The 23,236-nt window shown below is 51.1% G+C and carries 21 protein-coding genes, 1 tRNA gene and 1 riboswitch; of the genes, 7 read left to right on the forward strand and 15 right to left on the reverse strand.

What is annotated here, in order from left to right:
• The first annotated feature begins 10 nt into the window (after positions 1-10).
• Both ribH and nusB read left to right on the forward strand, forming a co-directional pair.
• Entirely contained in the window at positions 11-508 is a 498-nt protein-coding gene (gene ribH, locus NB640_RS06085; protein WP_269310307.1) for a 6,7-dimethyl-8-ribityllumazine synthase, read from the forward strand.
• Positions 509-570: 62 nt separating this feature from the next.
• Entirely contained in the window at positions 571-1,041 is a 471-nt protein-coding gene (nusB, locus tag NB640_RS06090; protein ID WP_269310308.1) for a transcription antitermination factor NusB, read from the forward strand.
• Positions 1,042-1,089: 48 nt separating this feature from the next.
• On the opposite strand, the gene metF is transcribed toward nusB, so the two are convergent.
• The 5 genes from metF to NB640_RS06115 form a co-directional block, all read right to left on the reverse strand.
• Entirely contained in the window at positions 1,090-1,935 is an 846-nt protein-coding gene (gene metF / locus NB640_RS06095; RefSeq protein WP_269310309.1) for a methylenetetrahydrofolate reductase [NAD(P)H], read from the reverse strand.
• The gene (locus tag NB640_RS06100; RefSeq protein ID WP_269310310.1) at positions 1,936-2,277 is read right to left on the reverse strand and encodes a phage holin family protein; all 342 of its coding nucleotides are present in this window, start codon (positions 2,275-2,277) and stop codon (positions 1,936-1,938) included.
• A gap of 70 nt (positions 2,278-2,347) precedes the next feature.
• Complete coding sequence (ahcY, locus tag NB640_RS06105) at positions 2,348-3,763, reverse strand: adenosylhomocysteinase (protein ID WP_269310311.1); 1,416 nt, start codon at positions 3,761-3,763, stop codon at positions 2,348-2,350.
• 34 nt (positions 3,764-3,797) lie between these two features.
• A riboswitch (S-adenosyl-L-homocysteine riboswitch) is annotated at positions 3,798-3,922 on the reverse strand.
• Positions 3,923-3,985: 63 nt separating this feature from the next.
• Entirely contained in the window at positions 3,986-4,921 is a 936-nt protein-coding gene (locus NB640_RS06110; RefSeq protein WP_269310312.1) for a methionyl-tRNA formyltransferase, read from the reverse strand.
• Positions 4,922-5,024: 103 nt separating this feature from the next.
• Complete coding sequence (locus NB640_RS06115; protein ID WP_269310313.1) at positions 5,025-6,314, reverse strand: formyl-CoA transferase; 1,290 nt, start codon at positions 6,312-6,314, stop codon at positions 5,025-5,027.
• A 312-nt stretch (positions 6,315-6,626) separates the two neighbouring features.
• Here NB640_RS06115 and NB640_RS06120 point away from each other — a divergent pair, with 312 nt between their 5' ends.
• Complete coding sequence (locus tag NB640_RS06120; protein ID WP_269310314.1) at positions 6,627-7,235, forward strand: Crp/Fnr family transcriptional regulator; 609 nt, start codon at positions 6,627-6,629, stop codon at positions 7,233-7,235.
• 258 nt (positions 7,236-7,493) lie between these two features.
• Here the strand turns inward: NB640_RS06120 and oxlT are convergent, their stop codons facing one another.
• The 7 genes from oxlT to NB640_RS06155 form a co-directional block, all read right to left on the reverse strand.
• Complete coding sequence (gene oxlT / locus NB640_RS06125; protein WP_269310315.1) at positions 7,494-8,774, reverse strand: oxalate/formate MFS antiporter; 1,281 nt, start codon at positions 8,772-8,774, stop codon at positions 7,494-7,496.
• Positions 8,775-9,065: 291 nt separating this feature from the next.
• A complete protein-coding gene (locus NB640_RS06130) occupies positions 9,066-9,473 on the reverse strand; it encodes a thioesterase family protein (protein ID WP_269310316.1) in 408 nt (135 codons plus the stop codon).
• A gap of 115 nt (positions 9,474-9,588) precedes the next feature.
• Positions 9,589-11,016 (reverse strand): pyruvate kinase, encoded by a 1,428-nt coding sequence (pyk, locus tag NB640_RS06135; RefSeq protein ID WP_269310317.1) that lies wholly within the window; start codon positions 11,014-11,016, stop codon positions 9,589-9,591.
• A gap of 22 nt (positions 11,017-11,038) precedes the next feature.
• Positions 11,039-12,310 carry a glycerate kinase type-2 family protein gene (locus NB640_RS06140; RefSeq protein WP_269310318.1) on the reverse strand — a complete coding sequence of 424 codons (1,272 nt, stop codon included), beginning with the start codon at positions 12,308-12,310 and terminating at the stop codon, positions 11,039-11,041.
• A gap of 178 nt (positions 12,311-12,488) precedes the next feature.
• Positions 12,489-13,268 (reverse strand): hydroxypyruvate isomerase, encoded by a 780-nt coding sequence (hyi, locus tag NB640_RS06145; protein WP_269310319.1) that lies wholly within the window; start codon positions 13,266-13,268, stop codon positions 12,489-12,491.
• A gap of 189 nt (positions 13,269-13,457) precedes the next feature.
• Complete coding sequence (locus tag NB640_RS06150; protein ID WP_269310320.1) at positions 13,458-14,912, reverse strand: tryptophanase; 1,455 nt, start codon at positions 14,910-14,912, stop codon at positions 13,458-13,460.
• An 87-nt stretch (positions 14,913-14,999) separates the two neighbouring features.
• A tRNA-Pro gene (locus NB640_RS06155) sits at positions 15,000-15,076 on the reverse strand.
• Positions 15,077-15,336: 260 nt separating this feature from the next.
• Between NB640_RS06155 and NB640_RS06160 the strand changes: the two genes are divergently transcribed.
• Both NB640_RS06160 and NB640_RS06165 read left to right on the forward strand, forming a co-directional pair.
• The gene (locus NB640_RS06160; protein ID WP_269310321.1) at positions 15,337-16,110 is read left to right on the forward strand and encodes an alpha/beta hydrolase; all 774 of its coding nucleotides are present in this window, start codon (positions 15,337-15,339) and stop codon (positions 16,108-16,110) included.
• A gap of 149 nt (positions 16,111-16,259) precedes the next feature.
• Entirely contained in the window at positions 16,260-17,036 is a 777-nt protein-coding gene (locus NB640_RS06165) for an alpha/beta hydrolase (RefSeq protein WP_269310322.1), read from the forward strand.
• A 163-nt stretch (positions 17,037-17,199) separates the two neighbouring features.
• Here the strand turns inward: NB640_RS06165 and oxc are convergent, their stop codons facing one another.
• Together oxc and NB640_RS06175 are read right to left on the reverse strand one after the other, a co-directional pair.
• A complete protein-coding gene (oxc, locus tag NB640_RS06170) occupies positions 17,200-18,909 on the reverse strand; it encodes an oxalyl-CoA decarboxylase (protein WP_269310323.1) in 1,710 nt (569 codons plus the stop codon).
• 311 nt (positions 18,910-19,220) lie between these two features.
• Positions 19,221-20,222 (reverse strand): polyprenyl synthetase family protein, encoded by a 1,002-nt coding sequence (locus NB640_RS06175; protein ID WP_269310324.1) that lies wholly within the window; start codon positions 20,220-20,222, stop codon positions 19,221-19,223.
• Between the two features lie 202 nt (positions 20,223-20,424).
• Between NB640_RS06175 and NB640_RS06180 the strand changes: the two genes are divergently transcribed.
• Entirely contained in the window at positions 20,425-21,240 is an 816-nt protein-coding gene (locus tag NB640_RS06180) for a glycosyltransferase (RefSeq protein WP_269310325.1), read from the forward strand.
• Between the two features lie 29 nt (positions 21,241-21,269).
• Here NB640_RS06180 and NB640_RS06185 read toward each other — a convergent pair whose 3' ends face one another.
• The gene (locus NB640_RS06185) at positions 21,270-22,577 is read right to left on the reverse strand and encodes a hemolysin family protein (protein WP_269310326.1); all 1,308 of its coding nucleotides are present in this window, start codon (positions 22,575-22,577) and stop codon (positions 21,270-21,272) included.
• Positions 22,578-22,761: 184 nt separating this feature from the next.
• Between NB640_RS06185 and NB640_RS06190 the strand changes: the two genes are divergently transcribed.
• Positions 22,762-23,187, forward strand: a complete 426-nt coding sequence (locus NB640_RS06190) for a hypothetical protein (protein ID WP_269310327.1) — start codon at positions 22,762-22,764, stop codon at positions 23,185-23,187.
• The last annotated feature ends 49 nt before the right edge of the window (positions 23,188-23,236 follow it).

Below are 23,236 nucleotides of genomic sequence, written 5' to 3' on the forward strand. Positions count from 1 at the left end.
GAGACAATTCATGAATATTGCTACCTTTAAAATTGATTTGCAGGGCGAGGATTTACGGATTGGCATTGTTCAGTCGCGTTTCAACGAAGATATCTGCCATGGGCTCCTTTCCGCCTGCCTGGCTGAGTTGAAACGCCTGGGGATTGCCGATGAGGACATCCTGATTGCCACCGTACCAGGTGCGCTGGAAATTCCGCTCGTTCTGCAGAAAATGGCAGAATCCCAGCAGTTTGATGCCCTGATTGCCGTGGGAACCGTCATTCGCGGGGAAACCTATCATTTTGAAATTGTTTCCAATGAATCCGCGGCAGGCATCACCCGTATCGGCCTTGATTATGGCATTCCCATTGCCAATGCCATCCTGACAACCGACACCGATGAACAGGCTGAGAGCCGAATGGTGGAAAAAGGAACCGATGCGGCTCGGGTCGCAGTGGAAATGGCCAATCTGGCTATTTCGCTTGAAGAGCTTGAAGCGGCGGCAGAGGAACATGCCGAAGACGAATAAATTTCAAACCGCTTTACACATTGTTACGATCCCTGACTTTACCGGACAGATACCATCACATCATGAACGCCAAAAGCATACACGCGAACCCGAACAAAAACCGCTCACCGCGCCGCCGGTCACGCGAATTTGCTTTACAAGCCCTGTACCAGTGGCTGCTTAACCAGGATGATGCGCCGGTTATCATTGAACACATTCGCCAGGCGCACGGTTTTGACAAGGCTGATACAGAACATTTTGTCGCCCTCGTCTCAGGCGCCATTCAACAGGCCGATACCCTGCGTGAAGAAATTGCCCCCCTTCTGGATCGCACGATTGAAGAGCTTTCCCCGGTTGAATATGCCTCCCTGCTTTTAGGTGCACATGAGCTTACCAGTCATCCGGAAATTCCTTACCGTGTCGTCATCAATGAAGCCGTTGAACTGACCAAATCATTTGGCGGCATCGACGGACACAAATTCGTCAACGGCGTACTGGACAAGCTGGCCGCCAAACTGCGCGCAGTCGAAGTTGATGCAGACAGGGCAAAATAAAACAGGCAGAACCCCGTCTGCCTGTTTTTCCCGACGCATAAAAACCAATCAGGTGCGGTAGCCGCTCTGACGCAGGCGCTCACACAAGGCTTCAACCGGTGCGGCCTGGTTCAGGCTATAAAAATGAAAACCCGGTGCGCCGCCCCCAAGCAAATGCTCGCACAACCGCGTCACCACATCCAGCCCGAATTCGCGAATGGATTCGAGATCATCGCCATAACTTTCCAGCTTCAGACGTATCCAGCGCGGTATTTCAGCACCGCATGTATCGGAAAAACGCGCCAGGCTGGCGTAATTGGTAATCGGCATAATACCGGCAATAATCGGTACATTCACGCCCTGGGCCTGTACATTTTCTACAAAACGGAAATATGCATCCGGATTATAGAAATATTGGGTAATCGCGGCATCGGCTCCTGCGTTGATCTTCCTGACAAAATTGTCCAGATCGTCCTGCGGCGATTTGGCCTGGGGATGCATCTCCGGATAAGCCGCCACATCCATATAAAACCAGTCACCTGTCTCGGCCCGGACAAACTCCACCAGTTCATTGGCATAATGAAATTCACCCAGCACACCATAAGCACTGGGCAAATCACCCCGCAAGGCAACCAGATGGCGAATGCCCTTCGACTTGTAATCCATGATTTTTTCGCGAATCATCTCGCGGGTTGTGCCGATACAGGTAACATGGGGTGCCGCCCGCTGACCTTCATTGTGGATTTCAAGCGCTACATCCTGCGTCCCTTCGCTTGTTGATCCGCCTGCTCCACGCGTAACGGAAAAATATTCCGGTGAAAGCTGATACAACTGTCTGCGGGTTTCCCGCAGCCTTTCACATGCCTCCGGTGTTTTCGGAGGAAAAAACTCAATACTGAAATGATGAGATGACATTTAATTTTTCAATAATAAAGTAGACAATGCCCATGAAATAATGCTGTACAACAGGGCCCCGCCAACAGCAGACCAGAAGCCCGCCACCTGGAACCCTGTCACCAGGCTGGATACCAGCCAGAACATCAGTCCATTGATGACAAAAATAAAGAGGCCCAGCGTCAGGAGCGTCACCGGCAATGTCAGCAACACCAGAACCGGCCTGATCAGTGCATTGATCAAACCCAGAATCAGCGCCGCCAAAAGTGCGGTACCAAAACTGCTGATGGTAACGGACGACATAAGATAAGGCAGCGCAAAAAGCGCTACCGTATTAATCAGCCAGACAATGACCCAGCGCATAACGGCTCCTTATAAACATCCACCAGCCTGTCCTTATCCTTCCGGACAGGCTGTGCATGGCCGAAAACCATCAATAGCGGTAATGATCCGGCTTGTATGGTCCTTCTTTCTTCACACCAATATAGGCTGCCTGCTCGTCCGTCAGTTCTGTCAGTTGGGAATTCAGTTTTTTCAGCTGCAACAGTGCCACTTTTTCATCCAGATGCTTGGGCAACGTGTAGACCCCTACCGGATACGCACCCGTATTGGTAAAGAGTTCGATCTGTGCAATGGTCTGGTTCGCAAAAGAAGAACTCATCACATAGGAAGGATGCCCGGTTCCACAGCCCAGATTAACCAAGCGTCCTTCTGCCAGCAAAATGATCCGGTGAGCATCGGGGAAAATCACATGGTCCACCTGGGGCTTGATGTTCTCCCACTGGCATTTCTCCTTTAAGCCAGCCACATCGATCTCATTGTCAAAATGACCGATATTGCAGACAATCGCCTGATCCTTCATGCGCAGCATGTGGTCATAAGTGATCACGTGATAATTCCCTGTCGCTGTCACAAAAATATCGCCATGCTCGGCAGCATAGTCCATTGTCACCACACGGTAACCTTCCATGGCTGCCTGAAGGGCGCAAATCGGATCAATCTCCGTCACCCATACCTGGGCGGAAAGGGCACGCAGAGCCTGTGCAGAACCTTTACCCACATCGCCATAACCGCAGACAACCGCTACCTTGCCGGCAACCATAACGTCAGTTGCCCGTTTAATACCGTCAACCAGTGATTCCCGGCAGCCATACAGGTTGTCGAATTTGGATTTGGTAACGGAATCATTCACATTGATTGCCGGAAAGCTGAGCTTGCCTTCCCTGTGCATCTGATAAAGCCGGTTAACACCCGTAGTCGTTTCCTCGGTTACCCCCTTGATATGAACCAGGCGCTTGGAATACCAGGCAGGATCAATAGTCAGATAACGTTTGATGGCATTAAAGAGACACACCTCTTCTTCCGAGCCGGGATTGTTCAGGATTGAAATATCTTTTTCTGCGCGGCTGCCCAGATGTAAAAGCAGGGTGGCATCGCCGCCATCATCCAAAATCATGTTGGAAAAGCCCCCATCCGGCCAGTCAAAAATCCGGTGCGTATACTCCCAGTACTCATCCAGTGTCTCGCCCTTATAGGCAAAAACCGGCGTACCGCCTGAAGCGATTGCGGCAGCCGCATGATCCTGCGTGGAATAAATATTGCATGACGCCCAGCGCACCTCTGCACCCAGCGCTTCGAGCGTCTGGATCAGCACAGCGGTCTGAATCGTCATGTGCAGAGAACCGGTAATACGTGCGCCTTTTAACGGCTGGCTGTCAGCATATTCCTCGCGGATAGCCATCAGTCCCGGCATCTCGGTTTCAGCAATTTTGATTTCCTTGTGGCCCCACTCGGCCAGATTGATATCTGCAATGACGCAGTCGTTTTGCGTTTTGCTAACAGCGTGCATCTCACGCCCCCTTTCTTGAAAAGAATAGAAAAAAGTAACGTGAGCGCCGTTCATACAGTAACCGAGCCTGGCGAAACCCCTCGCATAACCCTCTGTTTCTGCAATCACAGAAACAAAACGCGAGTGTCAGATCATTTCGTCGCAACGCTCCTCGGTCAGATAATCATAACACCAAATTTCGAGGCTGTGCAAAATCGATTTCCATTCGGCAACACTTCACTGTCAATCCCCGAGCCGCATCCCGATACACAAGTCATTCCGTCCGGCATACTCAGTCGCGGACATTTTTTTTGAATCCGCTGGACGAACGGTGGAAACCTCAATTTCCCCGCCATGGGCGGATATCCGGAAACTTTTTTCGCCTACAGCCGAAATAACGCCAATCTGACGGCCTTTTACACTCTGAAATGTTGGCGACAGATGCTTGCGTGCCCCATAAAGATGAATTTTTTTCCCGTTGAGTGTTGTCCATGCACCAGGAGCAGGGTCACTTCCGCGGATCAGGTTATAGACCAGATTGACATGCATATTCCAGTTGATGCGGGCTTCTGTTGCGCGAAACCAGCCTTCATAGCTCGCCTGGGATTCGTCCTGCGGGGTTTCAACATGTCTGCCCGCTACAACCAGAGCTGCGGCTTCCAGCATGGCAGCAACACCCATGGGAAACAGCTGGTCAAAATAAATGCTGCCCAGCGTATCATCAGGCAAAATAGGGATTTTTTTCTGAAGGATGATCGGCCCCTCATCCATGCCATCGGTCGGGCGGAAGATAGTCAGCCCGGTTTCTCTTTCACCACAGACAATCGGCCAGTTGATCGAACTGGGGCCGCGGTATTTGGGCAAAAGGGAAGGGTGATACTGGATTGTGCCAAGCCGCGGGACATTGACGAAATTCTGTGGTGCAAACTGCAGGACAAACGCCATGATCCCGATATCCGCATCCAGGCTCTTCATTGCATTTTCAGCCGCCGCATCCGTCAAATTGGGCATCTGGAATATCGGGATATTTCTTTTCTCTGCCTCAATTCGCAATGGGTCAGGAGACGCCCCCGGTTTTTCAGGTGCCGTAAAAACACCGGCAACCTCATCACCCCGCGCCAGGAATGCCTCCATGACGGCCTTCCCGAAAAGCTGCTGTCCAATAATGGCAATTCGCATAAAACCCTCCCTAAAAAAAACGGATGGGTGACTTTCGTCACCCATCCTGGCTTGCGTCTGATGAACTAAAGGTTCATCAGGACATACACATGTTCCGCTTTAATTATTTTTTCGGCGGGAGGGTGTATGCACCAGCTTCTTTCAGCCTGTTGAAGTCAGCTTCGGAGAAACCACAAACATCTTTGGTGATTTGCTCGTTATGCTCACCCAGCCCTGGGGATGGGTACTTCTTGTCGACTTCACCGAGGGACAGTTTGACCGGCATACCAACGGTGTAGTAGTCACCTTCTGGATGGCCTTCAATCTTCGTCCACATTTCACGGTGCAATACGTGCGGATCAGCAACAACTTCTTCAGTTGAGAGAACCGGGCCGCATGGGATGTCCAACTCATTGAAGCGTGCGGTGACTTCCTGCTTGGTGTAGTTCTTGGTGTACTCGGATACATATTTCCAGAACTCATGCTGGTTCTTGTTACGTGCAGCAGCAGGCGCAAAGCGCTCATCATCCGGCTCAAGACCGATTTCCTTCAGCAGAACAGGAACAACCGGTGCCTGGGCAACCATGTAGATGTAGTCGTTTGGACCAAATGGCTTACATGGGATTGCGTTACCGATATGGCCACCGCCGGAATCGTTAAGCGCACGTGGCACGTAGGTCAGACCCAGGGTTGGCGGGCCATACTCGGCCAGCTCAGCGGTACCGCCCAGCAGACGAAGGTGGTCACGGAATTTAACACGGCACAGGTTCATGACAGAATCCTGCATCGCGGCTTCCACGATCTGGCCTTTGCCGCCATTGTGGGTACGATGATAGATCGCTGCAACGATACCCAGTGCCAGATGGACACCGGTACCACTGTCACCGATAAACGCGCCACTGATGGTTGGAGGGCCGTTTGGATCACCGGTTACGGACATGGAGCCACCCATTGCCTGGGCAATCGGCTCATATGCCTTATAGTCAGAGTACGGGCCGGATGAACCGAAACCCTTGATGGAGGCGATAACCAGACCTGGGTTGAGTTCCTGCAGTTTTTCATCCGGATAACCCAGACGTGTCAGCACGCCAGGACCGAAGTTGTCCATAATGACGTCGCATTTTCTGATCAGTTGTTCAAATACTTCCTGGCCAGCCTTGCTCTTCATGTTGACGGTGATGGAACGCTTGTTGGCGTTCAGCATCTTGAAGTAGAAGCTTTCCTGACGCTTGCCGTCTACAACGTGTGCGAGCTGCTGACGGGTGATGTCACCAGTTGGTGCTTCAAACTTGATGACATCGGCTCCCAGCCATGCGAGCAGCTGGGATGAAGTTGGACCTGCCTGTACGTGCGTCATGTCAAGGACGCGTACGCCGGACAGTGCCTTATCTGTTGGGAGTGGATAATTACCCATGATGTGTTTTCCTCCAATTATTGGTGTGTGCGCTGTTAAATACAACTCCCTTTTGCCAAAGGAAACTACATCTTTACTCCCTTAGCAAAGGGCAAACCAGATGACCTTAATACCTGACAGGTTCCCTTCTCTTTGCAGTGTTACTACAATTACCCATCAAATATCCAAGCTGGTTGCTATCATAGCCGTTTCCGACCGGATATATTCTTGATTCAGGTCAATTTTCTCATTTAGAACCCTCCAGATCTTGATCTTTGTCAATTTTTTTGAGATGCTTCGCTATGTGATATCAAAACAGCAGGTTGAATATTCATGGCATTAATCGCAAACCACCCTGAAAAAAACATTATTCGTGTGCAGCTTTCCCAAAACTGCATATTGAAAGAATTGACACAACAGGAGTTGCTGGAGCTTGAGCCGCACCTGGATGTGACAGACCATGTCAAGGGAGATTGCCTGACACACCAGGGCGATCGTGATCTGGATGTGATATTTGTCCTGGACGGCATCCTGAAAAGAGCCGTTGCCAACCAGCATGCAAAAGAAATGATCCTGCGTTTCACCAGTGAACGCTATATGGAGGCGACCTACGCATCATGGCGACTGAACAAGGCGGCATCATTCAGTATTATTGCGGTGACAAAAACCCGGGTTGCCCGGATTGCCATGCCGGCATGGTCAGCCTATATTCAGGACAAACCCAAGTTAAAACAATTCTTTGAGCTGGAAGTCATGCGTATCATGAGCAGTATCATGTCACATACCATTACACTGCACCTTCTGGATGCTCCGGGCCGGGTACACCGTTTTCTGCGAAAACATCCTGACCTCTTTGATCGTATGCCGAAAAAAGAGCTGGCATCCTATCTGAATCTTTCCCCGGAAACACTGAGCCGCCTGAAAAACCAGGGAAAAATTTAATCCCCTTTTGCATTTTTCCAACTCAGGCACGCCGCAGCCAATTTCTCTTTTGTGTCGCCTTATCCTTCTGACACAGGCACGGCATTTTTATTCCCGTACATTCTGCCTGGCACTTAATGCCGGCAAGTGCCATTCAATGGCATTTGTATCCCGACTTTCAGGCAAAAAAAAGCGGTAGTGCCGAAACACTACCGCTTTTGTGCATTTAGCTTGTTATCAGGGGCAATTCAGCAAAAACCCCTGATCTGAAAAGCTATATTATGCTGCTGCTTTCGCTTCTAAAGCCTCAACCTCTGCATTGTTGCCGAGGATGAAGCGACGACGCCATGGCTTCAGTACGAAGAAGGACAGGATCGAGCAGGTGAATGCGATACATGCGGAAAGGATAAACACGCGATCCCAGTTACCGCCGGCCGAGAGGCCTGCTGCAAACGGAACCAGCAGTGAGGATGTCCCTTTTGCTGTATACAGTGTACCTGCGTTACCCGCCGCGTTTGCCACACCGAAGGTGTCAGCACACATGGATGGGAACAGTGAGAAGATCTCGCCCCAGAATGCGAAGGTCAGCGCTGCGAAGAGCATAAAGCCGAACGGTGTGCGACCATAAGCCATCAGACCGAGCAGTGCGAAGCCTTCACCCATGAACACCAGGAACATGATGTTTTCACGGCCGAAACGATCAGAGAGATAACCGCAAAGTGGACGTGTCGCACCGTTAGCAATGTTGTCGATCGACATTGCCATCGTCAGCAGTGGCAGGGTAACACCCATCAGGGTTACCGGGATACGGGAAAGACCGTAGTCACGGGAAACCGGACCGAAGGAAGCCGTTGCCATAATACCGCCAGAAGCAACACCCACGAAGCAGACATAAATCAGCCAGAAGATCGGCTGTCTCATGATTTGAGTCGGGGTGAACTCTTTCTTACTGGATACAACACGCGGCACAGCCTTGGTGCCTGGCGGCAGCTTGGCACGTGGCATGAAGATCGCGCAGATACAGATGATGATGCCCTGGAGGATACCGAATACCAGAAAGGTCTGCTCGTAGCCGGAGCTGTTGATCATGGAAGCAACCGGAATAACGGTAATAGCAGCACCACCACCGAAACCGGCAGCTGTTGCACCCGCAGCAAGACCGCGCTTGTCCGGGAACCATTTCAGCGCATTACCCACCGCAGTACCGTAAACAGCACCAGCACCCATACCGGTGATGACGGAAGCGATATACAGTACAGTCAGAGTGGAGGCATAGGAATACATGATCCAGCCGATGGTAACCAGGATCGCGCCACCAAAAATAACTGGCCTAGGACCAAATTTGTCAACCAGCCAACCTTCTACCGGAACCAGCCAGGTTTCGAAGAAAATGAAGATGGTAAATGCAAGCTGAATTGATGTACGTGCCCAATGATATTTATCTTGGATCGGTGCGACGAACAGCGTCCAGCCGTATTGACAGTTGGCCACGGTGGCCATACAGACAATACCTAGAATTAGCTGCACCCACCGATTTGGGTACTTTTCTTGTGTAGCCATAATTCTACTCTCCTTTAAAGTTACTAAACACGGTCTCTTACGGATGTTAATGACTCCGCTTACTTCCGGACTATGCGCTCTTGCCAATTAATACTTAGCCGCAGACTGGTAAAACATGGATCCAATTTGCGGAATAGCATACTTATTGTGCGAGAACAATTTTATGCTGAAAATGACCTTGGTCAAGATTAGATTTTTTTATCACATTATGATCTAGCCAAAATGGATAAGGAATACTACCAAACTTCATGTAATTTCAAGTGGTTTTTTGATATTTTTCTTATAATTTTTTTATTTCTTATGCTTTTTTTGCAACATCCGATCAAGACTGGCAGCCTGAGCAAGGGTGCGTGAGTGCGTTCCGGATGCAATTCTTTCCACTTCATCGTGAGCTTTGACATCAAAAACCAGGGTACGCCCGCTCACAGAAACCAGCTCTGCCGTTGCTGTCACCTGCATACCGACAGGCGTTGCCGCATCATGTGTCAACGCCAGATGCACACCAACTGTCTGCTGACCTTCTGCCAGATACGATGAAACTGCCTCCTGTGCAGCTGCTTCGACAAGCGCTACCAGCATGGGCGTTGCCAGGACATCCCGCCCGCCACTCCCCATATGACGCGCGGTGTGCGCGTCACTTACGATGATCGAGACTTCACCCTGAAGGCCCGGCTTAAGCATATTTTCCTTGCGGCTCATTTTCATTCCTCTTTTATTCATTTGATGAATCACGGCAAAAGTGTAGGGGGAAAATAAAAAAACAGGGCCTGCACCCTGTTTTTTTTACTAAATCCATTCCAATTTCGCATTTACCTTATTGCGGCTTGGGGATTTCCGCCACACGCAGCAAATTGGTATTGCCCGGCTGTCCGAAAGGCATGCCGGCAGCAATGGCAATCTGGTCGCCTGGCAGCCCGAGGCCTTCTGTAAAGACGATATGGCACGCGGCATCCACCATTTCATTCACATCAGCCACATCATGATCCATCACGGTTGAATGAACACCCCAGGCCAGTGCCAGCCGGCGTGCTGTTGCAACGTACGGGGTAATACTGAGAATCGGCGCCATGGGCCTTTCACGCGCCGCCTGAAGGCTGGTGCTGCCGGTGTCGGTATACGTTACGGTGGCAACCGCGCGGATGATATGGGTAACCGCCCGCAACGCCACAAAAATGGCATCACGCGGGGAGGGCAATATCATCTCGTGCTGCGCATTGATCATTTTGGGATAAATCGGATCACGTTCGACTTCATTGATAATGCGATCCATGATGGACACAGCCTGCACCGGATAAGCCCCGCTGGCGGATTCCGCAGACAGCATCACTGCATCAGTACCATCATAAATCGCGCTGGCGACGTCTGACGCCTCTGCCCGGGTCGGCGAGGGAGAGTAAATCATCGACTCCAGCATCTGTGTGGCAACAATACTGGGCTTGCCATAATCCCTGCAGGCGCGCAGGATGCGCTTTTGCGCGCCCGGCACCTGCTCTGGCGGCAACTCGACGCCCAGATCACCACGAGCCACCATTACCGCATCAGATGCCCTGACGATTTCATCCAGTTGCTCAAGGGCAGAAGGCTTTTCCAGTTTTGTCATCAGGCCGGCACGGCCTCCGATCAACTGACGCGCTTCCTCCAGATCTTCCGGTCGCTGGACAAACGACAATGCAACCCAGTCGACCCCCAAAGAAAGCGCAAACTCCAGATCCCGGCGATCTTTTTCCGTGATGATGGGAATAGGTAAAATCACATCAGGAACATTCACCCCTTTTCTGTCTGACAGCGGACCGCCGGTTATTACCTCTGCTTTGATATGATTTGCGTCACTGTCAATGACTTTCAGGCGCAACTTCCCATCATCAAGTGAAATGGAATGCCCGGCAGACATCAGATCGAAGAGTTCGGGATGCGGCAGGGATACCCGCTGTTCATCCCCATCCTTGCTGTTCAGATCAAAAGTAAATTCCCTTCCGGCAACGAGTTCGATTTTGCCCGAGGCAAATTTGCCGATGCGCAGCTTCGGTCCCTGCAGATCGGCCAGGATACCGATCGGCCGGCCGCTGAGCCGCTCAATCTCGCGCACGATTTCATAACGTGCCCGATGATCTTCCTGGGTGCCGTGGCTGAAGTTGAAACGAAATACATCCACACCCGCTTCAAAGAGCGCCAGTATGGTTTCCTTGTCCGAACTGGCCGGGCCAAGTGTGGCAACAATTTTTGCTTTACGGTGGCGTCGCATGATGATCTCTTTTTTCAATAATCTACATCATTAAAATAGCACGAAAATCGTTGACATTCGTGCGCGAAGGGCCAGTAACCAGCAAATCATCCAGGATACTGAAAAAATAGTGTCCGTTATTGTTTTCGAGAAGGCTTCGGGCATGTACCCCCTTTCTCCTGGCCCGGGAAAGCGAATCGGGCATATAGAGTGCCCCGGCATTGTCTTCCGAACCATCAATTCCATCCGTATCACAGGCAATGGCATAAACACCCGGCAAAGCCTCCATGGCAATGGCAAAACCCAGCAAAAACTCGGTATTACGGCCGCCCCTGCCGTTACCTCGTAGTGTGACAGTCGTTTCTCCACCGGAAATCATCAGGCAGGGTTTGGCAAACGGCTGGGCGTGTGTCACAACCTGCCGCGCCATTGCCGCATGCATGAGCGCAATATCACGTGCCTCCCCCTCAATGCGGTCAGACAGGATATAAGGTGTAATGCCGGCGGCTCGTGACATGCTGGCAGCCGCATCCAGCGCATCCTGCGCCCTGGCAATGACGTGGCTTTCATTGCGCGCAAAGCGGACATCACCGGGCTTTGGCGTTTCCCAGGCCCCGCTTTCGAGGTGCTCCCCGATATTTTCCGGCAGATCAATCCGGTATTTTTTCAGAATGGCCAATGCATCAGCACAGGTCGTCGGATCCGGCAATGTCGGCCCACTGGCAATAACCGCCGGATCATCACCCGGAATATCCGAAATCATCAACGTCACGACACGGGCCGGTGCACAGGCCAGGGCAAGCCGGCCTCCCTTGATCTGTGACAGATGTTTCCTGACGCAGTTCATTTCAGAAATCGATGCGCCACTTCTTAAAAGGGCATGATTGATATCCTGCTTTTCCTGCAGCGTCATTCCTTCTGCCGGCAAAGACAGTAACGCAGACCCACCACCTGAGATCAGGCACAACACCAGATCCTTATCCGTCAGGCCGCTGACCATTTCCATGATGCGACGTGCCGCATTCTTCCCGGCCTCATCCGGCACAGGGTGCGCAGCTTCCACCACTTCGATGAATGTTGTATCTGCCCCATGCCCATAAGGGGCCACAACCAGTCCCAAGACGTCTTCCTTGTAGTGATCCTCTACCACTTTTGCCATGGCCGCAGCGCCCTTTCCGGCACCGACAACCAGTGTACGGCCGCCATCAGGCAACCGGGGGAGATAAGGGGGGAGGCATTTTTCCGCACTCACGGCTGCAACAGCTGTTGCATAAAGATCAATGAGGAACTGTCGCGGATCGGAAAGAGACGTCATGAGCTGAACCTGCCAATGAAAAAAGCCATCAAACAGTCGGCTGACTATGCTGTCATATGACAAGCATCATACCGCATCTGTTCCAGTGGCCTCAAAAAACTTTGCAGGAGAAAGCATGAACTCTCCCCGGCAATGGCACGAGTCAGCCCTCGTTAATTTGCTGGCTGTAGATAAATCCTTATACCCCGTGTGCCTTGATCCAGCCCAGACCTTCTGTGGTAGTGGTTTTCGGACGGTATTCGCAGCCAATCCACCCGTCATAACCCAGTTCATCAATAAAGGAAAAAAGAAAACGATAGTTAATCTCGCCGGTACCCGGCTCATGTCTGCCGGGGCTATCTGCCAGCTGCATATGCCTGATCATGGCAATATTGGCCTTGATCGTATTGGCAAGCTCCCCTTCCATACGCTGCATGTGATAAATGTCCAGCTGTAAAAAGACATTGTCAGAGCCTGCATCCCTTATCATGTCAATCGCTTTTTGCGTATAAGACAGGTAAGCACCGGGCACGTCCAGGTTGTTGACCGGCTCAACCAGCAACCGGATACCCGCGTTCTTCAATTCACCAGCGGCAAATGCCAGGTTATCAACAAAAGTTTTGTAGATCCGGGCTTCTGGTACGCCATGCGGTGCTATGCCGCCCAGGCAATTGATCTGTTTGACGCCCAGCGTTTTCCCCGCCTCAATCGCTTTTTCTACGCCGTCCCGGAATTCGCTCACCCGGTTTGGATTGGCCGCAATTCCCCTGTCACCGCCTTCCCAGTCTCCTGCTGGCAGGTTGAAAAGCACCATTTCCAGTTGATTGGATTTGAGCCTTTCGGCAATCTGCTCCATATCAAAGGCATAGGGAAACTGGCACTCTACGCCCTTGAACCCTGCTTTTGCCGCAGCATCAAAACGCTCCATGAAAGGCACTTCAGTAAACAGCATACTCAGATTAGCGGATAATTTAGGCATTATTCTGCTTTCCTCATTTATTCAGTCTTCTGTAACATCCAGCATACCATCTGTGACGGAAAACCCGCTTTTCTATTGACGATTTGCTGGCTGTTTATACCTGCTCGTGTTATTGGTCCCAACCACCATCAAACAAAAACGGCAACCATTTGAGTGATTGCCGTTTTGTTCATTAAAAACAGAGCTGCATTACAGGCTGTCGCCAAAATCGGCCCTGAATTTCGCCATGAGTTTTTGCGGCCAGTCAGAGGTTGCCTCAAGGCGCCCCAGAAAGAAACGAAGGACTTTCGGCTCTTCGACAAAACGCAGCCCCCCAACCAGATTGCGGTTTTCCCACAGCCACTTGATCCGGTCCTCAACATACTTGACCTGGGAAAGCGTAAAGACACGGCGCGGGAAAGCCAGGCGGAGCAATTCCACTTCAGAAGGCACATCATTGCCATTTGCATCACGATCCATGGAAATGGTGCCGCGTTCCATGCCACGAGCGCCCGATACGATATAAAGCGCGGCGCCCAGTGCACCGGCAGGATAATCAAGCGAGTTCAGGTGTGGCAGGAAACCCGTTGCATCCAGATGGCACCCCAGCCCGCCGGCAGGCGTAATCACCGGAATCCCCTGGGCATCCAGGCTGTCCACCAGGTAGCGGATGAATTCCGGCGAATGCTTGATCATGTCCCAGTCGAGACCTTCCCGCAGGCCGACGGCCATGGCTTCAATCTCGCGTACCGACATGCCGCCATAGGTCAAAAAGCCTTCAAAAAGCGGAATCAGATCACGCATTTTCAGAAAAAGCTCACGATTGTTCGTGGCAATGCCACCCCCGCGTGCGCAACCGAATTTCCGGCTGGACAAGTACAGGATATCCGCCAGATCACACATTGTATGGAGAATTTCCTTGACACTCTTGTCCTTGAATTCCGGTTCGCGCATCTTGATGAAATAGACGTTTTCACCGACAAGGCTGACGTCCAGCACGATCATCAGCCCGTTTTCATCTGCGACCTTGCGCACTTCACGCATGTTTTCAATGGAAAAAGGCTGGCCACCAATCAGATTGGTACCGGCTTCCAACCGGATATAAGGAATATTTTCCTTGCCGTGCTGCCTGATTGCCGCTTTCAGCTTGTCAATGTCAATATTGCCTTTGAATGGCTTCTTGGATTTGATTTCGAGCGCATCATCGTTGAAAACCTCCAGCACGGTGCCGCCGGCATATTCAATATGCGCCTTGGTCGTTGTGAAATGAAAGTTCATCGGCACAACGCCGTCTTTCTGGACGAAAACCTGGGAAATAATATGTTCAGCTGCGCGCCCCTGGTGAACAGGCAGGAAAAGTTTTTTATTGAAAACTTCTTCTATGGCTTCAGCAAGCCGGTTGAAGGATTCCGAACCGGCATAGGCATCATCGGCAACCATCATCGCAGCCAATTGCTGGTCAGACATGGCGTTGGTGCCGCTGTCTGTCAACATATCCATGAATACATCGCGATTTTGCAGCAGGAAGGTATTAAAACCTGCGCCTTCCATCGCTTTTAAGCGCTCTTCAATGGGTAACAGATTCAGTTTCTGGACAATGCGAACCTTGTGCATTTCTACGGGCACATTTTCGCCGCTGGTCAGTTTGATTGCTTCGTTGAACATACAAATCCCGGTCAGATGGGTTTATCAATAAAAAACCCCCGCTCTCTGATAATCCAGGAGCAGGTGAGGAAGTTTCAACAACAGAATTGGTCGGGGTGAGAGGATTCGAACCTCCGGCCTCTACGTCCCGAACGTAGCGCTCTACCAGGCTAAGCTACACCCCGTCTGATTACAGAATACCGCACATTTGCCAGACCATCCGTTGTACCGCAAAGGCGCACAATTGTAGCAAACTCTGTTGCTGTTGACTATCAGAAAAAAGAATTTTCACGAATCACTTTGGTATCATTTCGACAGATATCGACGTACCGGATTCCCCTTGAAAAGGAACACCTGCCGGGCAAGCCCTGCCCTGGCGAATGCTAAAATACAGCAGTATCCTATTTTCAATATACCGCATCATCACGCTTTTCCCGGGACATCTATGTACAGCGACTTTTATTTTCCTGACCGGATCAATTATGACTCCCCGCACCGGCTTGGCCTTGCTTATGAAGAAGTGGCTTTCGCAAGTGCTGACGGCACCATGCTCTGGGGATGGTTCATCCCTGCCAGGGGTATTGATAAACCAGGCAATGCCAAAGGGACTGTCATTCACATGCACGGCAATGCCCAGAACCTGACCGCTCACTGGGGATTTGCCGAATGGGTACCGGATCGCGAATTCAACCTCTTTGTTTTTGATTACCGCGGATTTGGCAAATCACAGGGCGAGCCTGATCCCAAAGGGATATTTGAAGATGCGGTAGCCGCCATCGATTATGTGCGAAACCGGACAGATATTGATACCGGCAAGCTGTTTGTCTTTGGCCAGAGCCTGGGCGGCATGCTGGCTATTGCCAGCGCAGCGGCCAATCCCGGGGGAATTCGGGCTGTTCTGGCCGAAGCACCGGCCCACTCGTATTCGATGTGGATGAACGACAGACTGCCGGGTGCTGGTGATATCCTGGATGATACTTATACTGCCGGCGCTTATGTTGCCCGGCTTGCGCCCATACCTCTTCTTCTCCTGCATGGCACAAATGACCGGGTAGTTCCCTATCCGCATTCTGTGCGGCTACTCACCGAAGCCAATGACCCGGTAGACCTTGTCACTATTGAGCATGGTGAACATGTCGACGCCATGACAGACCGGTATGGCCGCCACTACCAGGATATGATGATCACCTTTTTTGACGAGTCGCTGAAAAAAGATTGATGACTATCGGTATTATCTGTCGCCAGCCTTCGTCATTTCCAGCCCTCGGCAATGATATAATTTTCAGGTTATCCCGCCGACTATGCTGGCGGCTCTCGTCGCAGCGCGTTTCAGGCTGCTGTTTTTGACCACCATTCCTTGAGCGACATATGTATAAACGCATCTTTTATCCTGACAACATAACCGCTACCACCCCGGAAACGTTTGGGCTCGATTATGAAGACGTCTACTTCAACAGTGAAGATGGTACCCGTCTGAGCGGCTGGTTTCTCCCTGCAGCAACGGTTGCAAGTCCCAAAGACGCCAAAGGCACTGTCATCCACATGCACAGCAATTCCGGCAACATCAGTTCTCATTGGCAGTTTGCCGGCTGGCTGCCTGATCAAGGCTATAACGTTTTTGTTTTTGACTATCGCGGCTTTGGTAAATCATATGGTCAGGCCGCACCTAAGGGCATTCTGGAAGATGCTGTTGCGGCCATTACCTATGTCCGCTCCCGCACGGATATCGATACATCCAAGATTTTTATCTATGGACAAAGCCTCGGGGGAACACTTGCCATAGCCGCAGCGGCAATCAACCCTGACGGAGTACGAGCCGTTGCTGTTGAGTCTGCCTTCTACTCTTACTCATCCGTGGCGGACGAAAGACGCCCAGGCGAGGGTTACGGATTTGAACCTGATGACATATACAGCGCTGGCCATTATGTTTCGCAACTATCGCCCATCCCACTCCTGATTCTTCATGGTGACAGTGACAGCATTACCTCTTATGCCCAGTCTGAACAACTGTTTGCTGAAGCGAAAGAACCCAAAAAGTTGGAATTGATTAAATACGGACGTCACCTGGCAGCAATGACAGAGCACTTTGGCGATCACTTCCAAAAAATGATCATGGAATTTTTCCAGTCTGCCCTGACAAAATAAAATCAGGAAAAACCTGCCTCAGCCGGAGACGCATCAGTCTCCGGTTTTTTTATCTCCTCGATCAATTCCCCAAAAGCAAATGCCCCCTGGACAGATATCCAAGGGGCATGACCTGCAAGTGTTAAGCGTTATGGTCAGACCATATCAGCTTATGGTTACACGCTTACTTCTTTTTCTTTCTTTCGATGTTCAGACCAGCAATACGGCCACTTTCAACACCTGCATCTGGATCCAGACAGGCATTGATCAGCGTCGGCTTGCGTGACTTGATTGCCTCTTCAACGGCTGCAGCCAGTTCTGCCGGTGTTTGTGCGTTAACACCAACACCACCGAAGGCTTCGATCATCTTGTCGTAGCGGCTGCCAGGAGCGAAAGAAGTTGGTGATGGATCATCGTAACCACCGGCATTGGTTTCGTTACCTTTGTAGATACCGCCGTTATTCATGACGATAACGCAAATTGGCAGGTTGTAACGTACCATGGTTTCAACTTCCATACCGCTGAAGCCGAACGCGCTGTCGCCTTCAACCGCAACGACTGGCTCACCGGTAACAACTGCTGCACCAATACAGGCACCCATACCGATACCCATGATACCCCAGGTACCTGAGTCAATACGCTTGCGTGGCTGATACTGATCCACGATCATACGGGTGTTATCGAGGGCGTTAGCACCTTCGTTAACCAGTGTGACGCTAGGATATTTCGCCAGAACATCACGCAGGGCACCCAGTGAATTGCGATAGTTCATCATGCCTGGAGGGGTTTCGACCTTCAGGGTCGGAGCCAGTTTTTCCTTGGAAGCATTGACACGCTCAGCGATACCACCCATCCATGCGGCGTCTGCTTTTGGCATGCCTTTGAGGGCTTCGCGCAGTGCAGCGATACAGGAAGCGATGTCACCAACCAGCGGTGCAGCGATAGGCACGTTGCTGTCGATTTCCTGTGGCAGGATGTCGATCTGGATGAATTTCTTCAACTGGTTACCCCAAGTGTTGCCTTTGCCGTTGCCGAGCAGCCAGTTCAGACGGGCGCCAACGATGAGAACAACGTCGCATTCCGGCAGAACATAGGAGCGGGCCGGACCAGCACACTGCGGGTGGTTGTCAGGCAGCAGGCCTTTTGCCATGGACATTGGCAGGAACGGGATGCCGGTGTCTTCTACCAGTGCCTTGATGTCAGCATCTGCCTGAGCATAGGCAGCGCCTTTACCCAGCAGGATCAGCGGCTTTTTCGCGCCTTTGAGCAGGTCAGCAGCACGCTTGACAGCGGCTGGATCCGGCAATTGCTTCGGTGTCGGATCAACTGGCGTAAAGAGCAGTGCTTCAGCTGCTGCTGCCGGCATCGTGCCTGTCAGCATTTCATGCGAAAGGTCAAGATATACAGCACCCGGACGGCCGGAAACGGCGGTACGGACTGCGCGGGCAACCGCGATTGGAATGTCTGAAATGTGGTTAATACGATAAGCTGCCTTGACATGCGGACGAGCAGCGTTCAACTGATCCATTTCCTCAAAGGCGCCCTGTTGCAGGTCGGTGTTACGACGACCAGCGGCACCGCTGAGCAGAATCATCGGCCAGCCATTGGTGGTCGCATTAGCAGCACCAGCCAGACCATTCAGAAAGCCTGGAGCAGGAGTGGTCAAGCAAACGCCCGGCTTACCTGTCAGGTAACCCGCAACACCTGCAGCCATAGCGGCATTTGTTTCATGACGGAAACCATACCATTTTCCACCTTCAGCCTGCCATGAACGAATGAGTGCCGTAACAGGAATACCAGGAATACCATATACATTCTCGATACCGTTGTTCTTGAGGCTCTCAATTAACATGTAAAATGCATCAACCAATTCTACTTCTGTCTCATTACTCATAAGGGTTCCCCTTTTTCGGTTGTTGTTTGATAAAGTGCAGAGTGCTTTGTGAGTATGCGTTATAAATATCAAAAGTTTTGTTGACCTAGATCAACTTGCCAGATTTTCGAGGCAGGTATTTTTTAAAAAAATGCAGGCGCAGCCTGATATTGACAGCATCGCATGATGGCAGAAAATACAGCGGGATGGCCGGATCAGAAAAGAAAATCGGAAAAAGTAACGTGAAAACAAACATATCCACAACCAGAGTCCACCCGGCCTGTGAATAACTCTACTGGTTGTGAATAACCTGATGCAACGTCTTCACGCTGTCAGTATTTCCGTTCAACGGCAAACCGGCACAATTGAGTCAGCGTATTCTTATAGTCGTTATCCGGAAACAATCCAATCGCCCGGGATGCCGCTGTTGCCTGTGCCGCAGCCTTTTGAGATGTATACTCAAGCGCATCACTTTGCCGAACTGCGTGCATAATTGCCTCAAAATGCGCATCCACTCCATTTTCGATGTATTCGGTAATGAGCCTTTTCTCGTCCGCCGTACCGTGCTGTGCAAGATAAATCAGTGGTAACGTCATCTTGCTTTCCCGCAAATCATTGCCCGTATTCTTCCCCAGCATCGCCGTATCACCTGCATAATCCAGGCAATCATCAACCAGTTGAAAAGCCATGCCCAGGGAACGTCCGTATGTCGACGCGGCAGTATGAAATCGATCCGAACCCGATGCCGCGACGACGCCCAGCAGGCTGGCCGCTTCAAACAGCTTGGCTGTTTTGGCGTGGATAATCGTGAAATACTGCTCCTCATCTACATCAGACTGGCGCATTTTCATCAACTGCATGACTTCACCTTCTGCGATGGTATTGGTAGCGTCAGCCAGGATTTCCATGACCTTCATGTTATTGAGTGACAACATCATCTGGAACGCCCGGGTATGCATGAAATCACCAACCAGAACGGCAGCCGCATTGCCAAAGCGGGTATTGGCACTTTCCACGCCCCGCCGCAAACGGGACTCATCCACCACATCATCATGAAGCAAAGAGGCTGTATGGATAAACTCAATAATGGCTGCCATGGTATGGTGATGCCCGCCGCCATGACCCAAGGCACGGGCAATCAAGAGTACAAGAAGCGGACGGATGCGTTTGCCGCCGGCATTAATAATATGCTCCCCGACATGCCGGACAAGCACGGCATCAGAACGCAACTGTTCATGAATCAGGATATCCAGCGCTGCCAGATCTGCCATGATGAGATCAGGAAAAACAACAGATGGATTGGTGTCGGACTCAGACAAAACAGGCTGGCTCATGAACAGTTAACGAAAAAGCACTGGCAGGGATTATACGATGTCTGCCATTTCCCGCCTAATGGGATGTTTTTCACAGCAATGCCTCTCTCAGGAAGCCGCAACAGCACCTGACATATCCGGAAACAAAATAACCCCCTGAAATCAGGGATTTAATGCCATAATGAATTGAAAACCTGTCTATCTCAATTTTTAAGGGGCTGATATGTCATTTAAAACTTCTATTATTATCAGCACCTATAATTCTCCGGCATGGCTGGAGAAAGTTTTGCTGGGTTACGAAAACCAGACCCGCAAGGATTTTCAGATTGTAATAGCCGATGACGGCTCCAGCCGGGAAACAACCGATCTGGTCAACGACTTTCGAAAACAAAATGGGATGGACATCGAGCATTTGTGGCATGCGGATAATGGATGCCAGAAAAGCGTCATGCTCAATAAAGCGGTCATACACGCAAAAGGAGACTATCTCATATTTGCAAACGGCAACTGTGTTCCCCGAAAAGACTTTGTTTCAGTACATATCAGACAGGCGCGCCCGAATTATTACCTTTCCGGCGGTCATACCAACCTTCCCATGTGTTGCAGCCTGCGCGTGGACGACGAATCCATCCTGTCCGGCAAGCTTTTTAATATTGTCTGGCTGCAGCAGAATGGCTACCCGGACACGGCAAAAAAGCTGCGCATGGTATTAAAACGCCCTTTTTCAACCCTCTTTAATCTGATACCGACCAAAAACAAGTGGAACGGCAATAATGCCTCGGGCTGGAAAAAAGACATTATTGGCGTAAACGGCTTTGATGAACGTATGAAATACGGCGGGGAAGACCGTGAACTGGGTGATCGGCTAAAACATGCCGGCGTCAAGGTAAGGCGGGTTCGCTATACGGCGGTCAGTGTCCATCTTGCCAGCGAAATGGGATATGTCAGCGGCGCATACAGCCCGGAAAATGTCGCCATTAATGATGAAACACTGCGCACAAAAAGCCGCTTTACGCTTTTTGGCATTAATAAACGCTGACGGCATGCGGCATCAATGACGAGGTGCGATCAGTTTTTTGAGATCAGCACCTTATCAACACGGTTTTTTTCCATATCCATGACCTCAAAGCGCCAGCCATGTGCATCAATATAATCAGCCGGTGCAGGAATTTTACCCAGCGCGTGCATCAGAAAGCCACCGACTGTATAAAAACGGTTCTCCCCGGAGCCCGGCAATTCATCATCCAGCGCCAGCACGCCACTCAGTTTTTCAATCGTCACATCCCCATCGACGAGCCACGACCCATTCTCCCGGCGAATCATGTCTTTTTCCGCATCCGCTTTTATGGCAGAAAGATCCCCGACAATGGCCGCCATGACATCGGAAGATGTAACGATTCCCTGCACGACACCGTATTCATCCACTATCAGGGCAAACTGGGTATTGGCATCCCGGAAATTTTCCATCAGCCGGATAGTACTGACGGTTTCCGGCACATAAAGCGGCACCTGAACAATCGCCTCGATATCTGATGCATCCGGCGCATGTCCATCAACGATTTTTTTCAGCAGATCCTTGGCCTGCATAATGCCAACCACCTGCTCCATCCCGCCCCGGCAGACAACCAGGCGGGCATAATCTGATGTTTCGAGCCGCTTTCTGATCTCCTCCGGTTCATCTTCCAGATCAATCACCGCCATTTCATGTCGGGGCGTCATGATTTCCACAACCGGCTGGAGATCCAGGCGCAAGACATTGGATACGATTTCCTGCTCGCTTTCGTGGAATATCCCCGCTTCTGCCCCCTGCACCATCAACAGCCGGATTTCGTTGTCACTGATAGGCGGCTCATTTTTGACCCGCGCCCGGAAAAGACCAAGCAAGACTTCACTGGACAGGGAAAAGAGGGAAACCAGTGGATAGAAAATCCGGGAAAGCGCATTCATGGGACGCGCCATGACAGACGCAATGGCTTCCGGTGCCAGAAGGGCCAGACGTTTGGGCACCAGTTCCCCGATCACCACCGAAAGATAAGTCAGGATAATCACAGTAATCGCCGTGGACATCGCTTTGGCATAAGGCGCCATAAAGGATATCTGCACCAGCCACGACGACAGCGGATCCGAGAGGGCTTTTTCACCAATCGCACCACTTAAAATCCCGATGGAGGTAATGCCAACCTGAATAGTGGATAAAAAACGTGTTGAATTCTGGTGTAGATCCAAAGCGGCTTTTGCTCCCAGCCGCCCTTCTTCCACCCTTTTCTGCAATCGCACCCGCCGTGAGGAAACAAGGGCGATTTCTGCCATGGCAAAAAGGCCATTGAGCAGAATCAGGAATAAAATCAGGAGCAGATCCGTAAAAAACGCTTCCATAAGCAATCCCAACGTCATCTGTATTCAGTTAATCGTATCTTACCTGAATTGCTCTTCATCCCCCGGAAAAAGAGCAAATGGCTTGTCCAACGCACACTGCTTTGATTTTTCTTAAGCCCAAAAAGTGCAATCACGGGCAATATGAGCTCCCAAACCGCAACCCTACCTGATCAAGGAGAGCATCATGCCAAAGCCGCTTTTCCGAACCCGAATCCTCTCGCCGGCCATCGCAGGATTGCTGATTGGCCTTGCCAGCCTTTCATCCGGATATGCAACGGCCGCTGACAGCGGCATGGCCGATGCCAAGGCACAATATGAAAAAGACAAGGCGGCTTGCCTGAACGATTCAACAACCAATGACATCAATGCGTGCCTGCGGGATGCAGGCGCAACCTACCAGTCACGCATAAAAGGTAAACAGAAAAACCAGCCGGTAGCATCCAACAGCAACTTCAGGGAAAACGCGATTGAGCGATGCCGTATTTTCCGTGGCGATGATCGCAGCCAGTGCGAACACCGAATCATGGATGGCCCCGTAGAAGGCTCTGTCAGAAAAGGCGGTATCCTGTATGAAAGCAGCACCAGGGAAATCCTGTCCCGGAATCCCTGATCGGTTACAGAATATCACTCTCCTGCAAGCCGGCAGAGGAACCATGCCT

This window comes from Oxalobacter vibrioformis (genome assembly GCF_027118995.1).
Taxonomy (GTDB): Bacteria; Pseudomonadota; Gammaproteobacteria; order Burkholderiales; family Burkholderiaceae_D; genus Oxalobacter; species Oxalobacter vibrioformis.

What these genes read in the sequence shown, in the direction of transcription:
- NB640_RS06175 (WP_269310324.1), bottom strand. Translation starts at nt 20,222, where the DNA reads ATGAGCCAGCCTGTTTTGTCTGAGTCCGACACCAATCCATCTGTTGTT.
- NB640_RS06130 (WP_269310316.1), bottom strand. Translation starts at nt 9,473, where the DNA reads ATGAGCCGCAAGGAAAATATGCTTAAGCCGGGCCTTCAGGGTGAAGTC.
- NB640_RS06180 (WP_269310325.1), top strand. Translation starts at nt 20,425, where the DNA reads ATGTCATTTAAAACTTCTATTATTATCAGCACCTATAATTCTCCGGCA.
- NB640_RS06140 (WP_269310318.1), bottom strand. Translation starts at nt 12,310, where the DNA reads ATGACGTCTCTTTCCGATCCGCGACAGTTCCTCATTGATCTTTATGCA.
- NB640_RS06150 (WP_269310320.1), bottom strand. Translation starts at nt 14,912, where the DNA reads ATGTTCAACGAAGCAATCAAACTGACCAGCGGCGAAAATGTGCCCGTA.
- ribH (WP_269310307.1), top strand. Translation starts at nt 11, where the DNA reads ATGAATATTGCTACCTTTAAAATTGATTTGCAGGGCGAGGATTTACGG.
- oxlT (WP_269310315.1), bottom strand. Translation starts at nt 8,774, where the DNA reads ATGGCTACACAAGAAAAGTACCCAAATCGGTGGGTGCAGCTAATTCTA.
- hyi (WP_269310319.1), bottom strand. Translation starts at nt 13,268, where the DNA reads ATGCCTAAATTATCCGCTAATCTGAGTATGCTGTTTACTGAAGTGCCT.
- NB640_RS06165 (WP_269310322.1), top strand. Translation starts at nt 16,260, where the DNA reads ATGTATAAACGCATCTTTTATCCTGACAACATAACCGCTACCACCCCG.
- NB640_RS06100 (WP_269310310.1), bottom strand. Translation starts at nt 2,277, where the DNA reads ATGCGCTGGGTCATTGTCTGGCTGATTAATACGGTAGCGCTTTTTGCG.
- nusB (WP_269310308.1), top strand. Translation starts at nt 571, where the DNA reads ATGAACGCCAAAAGCATACACGCGAACCCGAACAAAAACCGCTCACCG.
- NB640_RS06190 (WP_269310327.1), top strand. Translation starts at nt 22,762, where the DNA reads ATGCCAAAGCCGCTTTTCCGAACCCGAATCCTCTCGCCGGCCATCGCA.
- NB640_RS06185 (WP_269310326.1), bottom strand. Translation starts at nt 22,577, where the DNA reads ATGGAAGCGTTTTTTACGGATCTGCTCCTGATTTTATTCCTGATTCTG.
- pyk (WP_269310317.1), bottom strand. Translation starts at nt 11,016, where the DNA reads ATGCGACGCCACCGTAAAGCAAAAATTGTTGCCACACTTGGCCCGGCC.
- NB640_RS06160 (WP_269310321.1), top strand. Translation starts at nt 15,337, where the DNA reads ATGTACAGCGACTTTTATTTTCCTGACCGGATCAATTATGACTCCCCG.
- NB640_RS06110 (WP_269310312.1), bottom strand. Translation starts at nt 4,921, where the DNA reads ATGCGAATTGCCATTATTGGACAGCAGCTTTTCGGGAAGGCCGTCATG.
- NB640_RS06115 (WP_269310313.1), bottom strand. Translation starts at nt 6,314, where the DNA reads ATGGGTAATTATCCACTCCCAACAGATAAGGCACTGTCCGGCGTACGC.
- oxc (WP_269310323.1), bottom strand. Translation starts at nt 18,909, where the DNA reads ATGAGTAATGAGACAGAAGTAGAATTGGTTGATGCATTTTACATGTTA.
- metF (WP_269310309.1), bottom strand. Translation starts at nt 1,935, where the DNA reads ATGTCATCTCATCATTTCAGTATTGAGTTTTTTCCTCCGAAAACACCG.
- ahcY (WP_269310311.1), bottom strand. Translation starts at nt 3,763, where the DNA reads ATGCACGCTGTTAGCAAAACGCAAAACGACTGCGTCATTGCAGATATC.
- NB640_RS06120 (WP_269310314.1), top strand. Translation starts at nt 6,627, where the DNA reads ATGGCATTAATCGCAAACCACCCTGAAAAAAACATTATTCGTGTGCAG.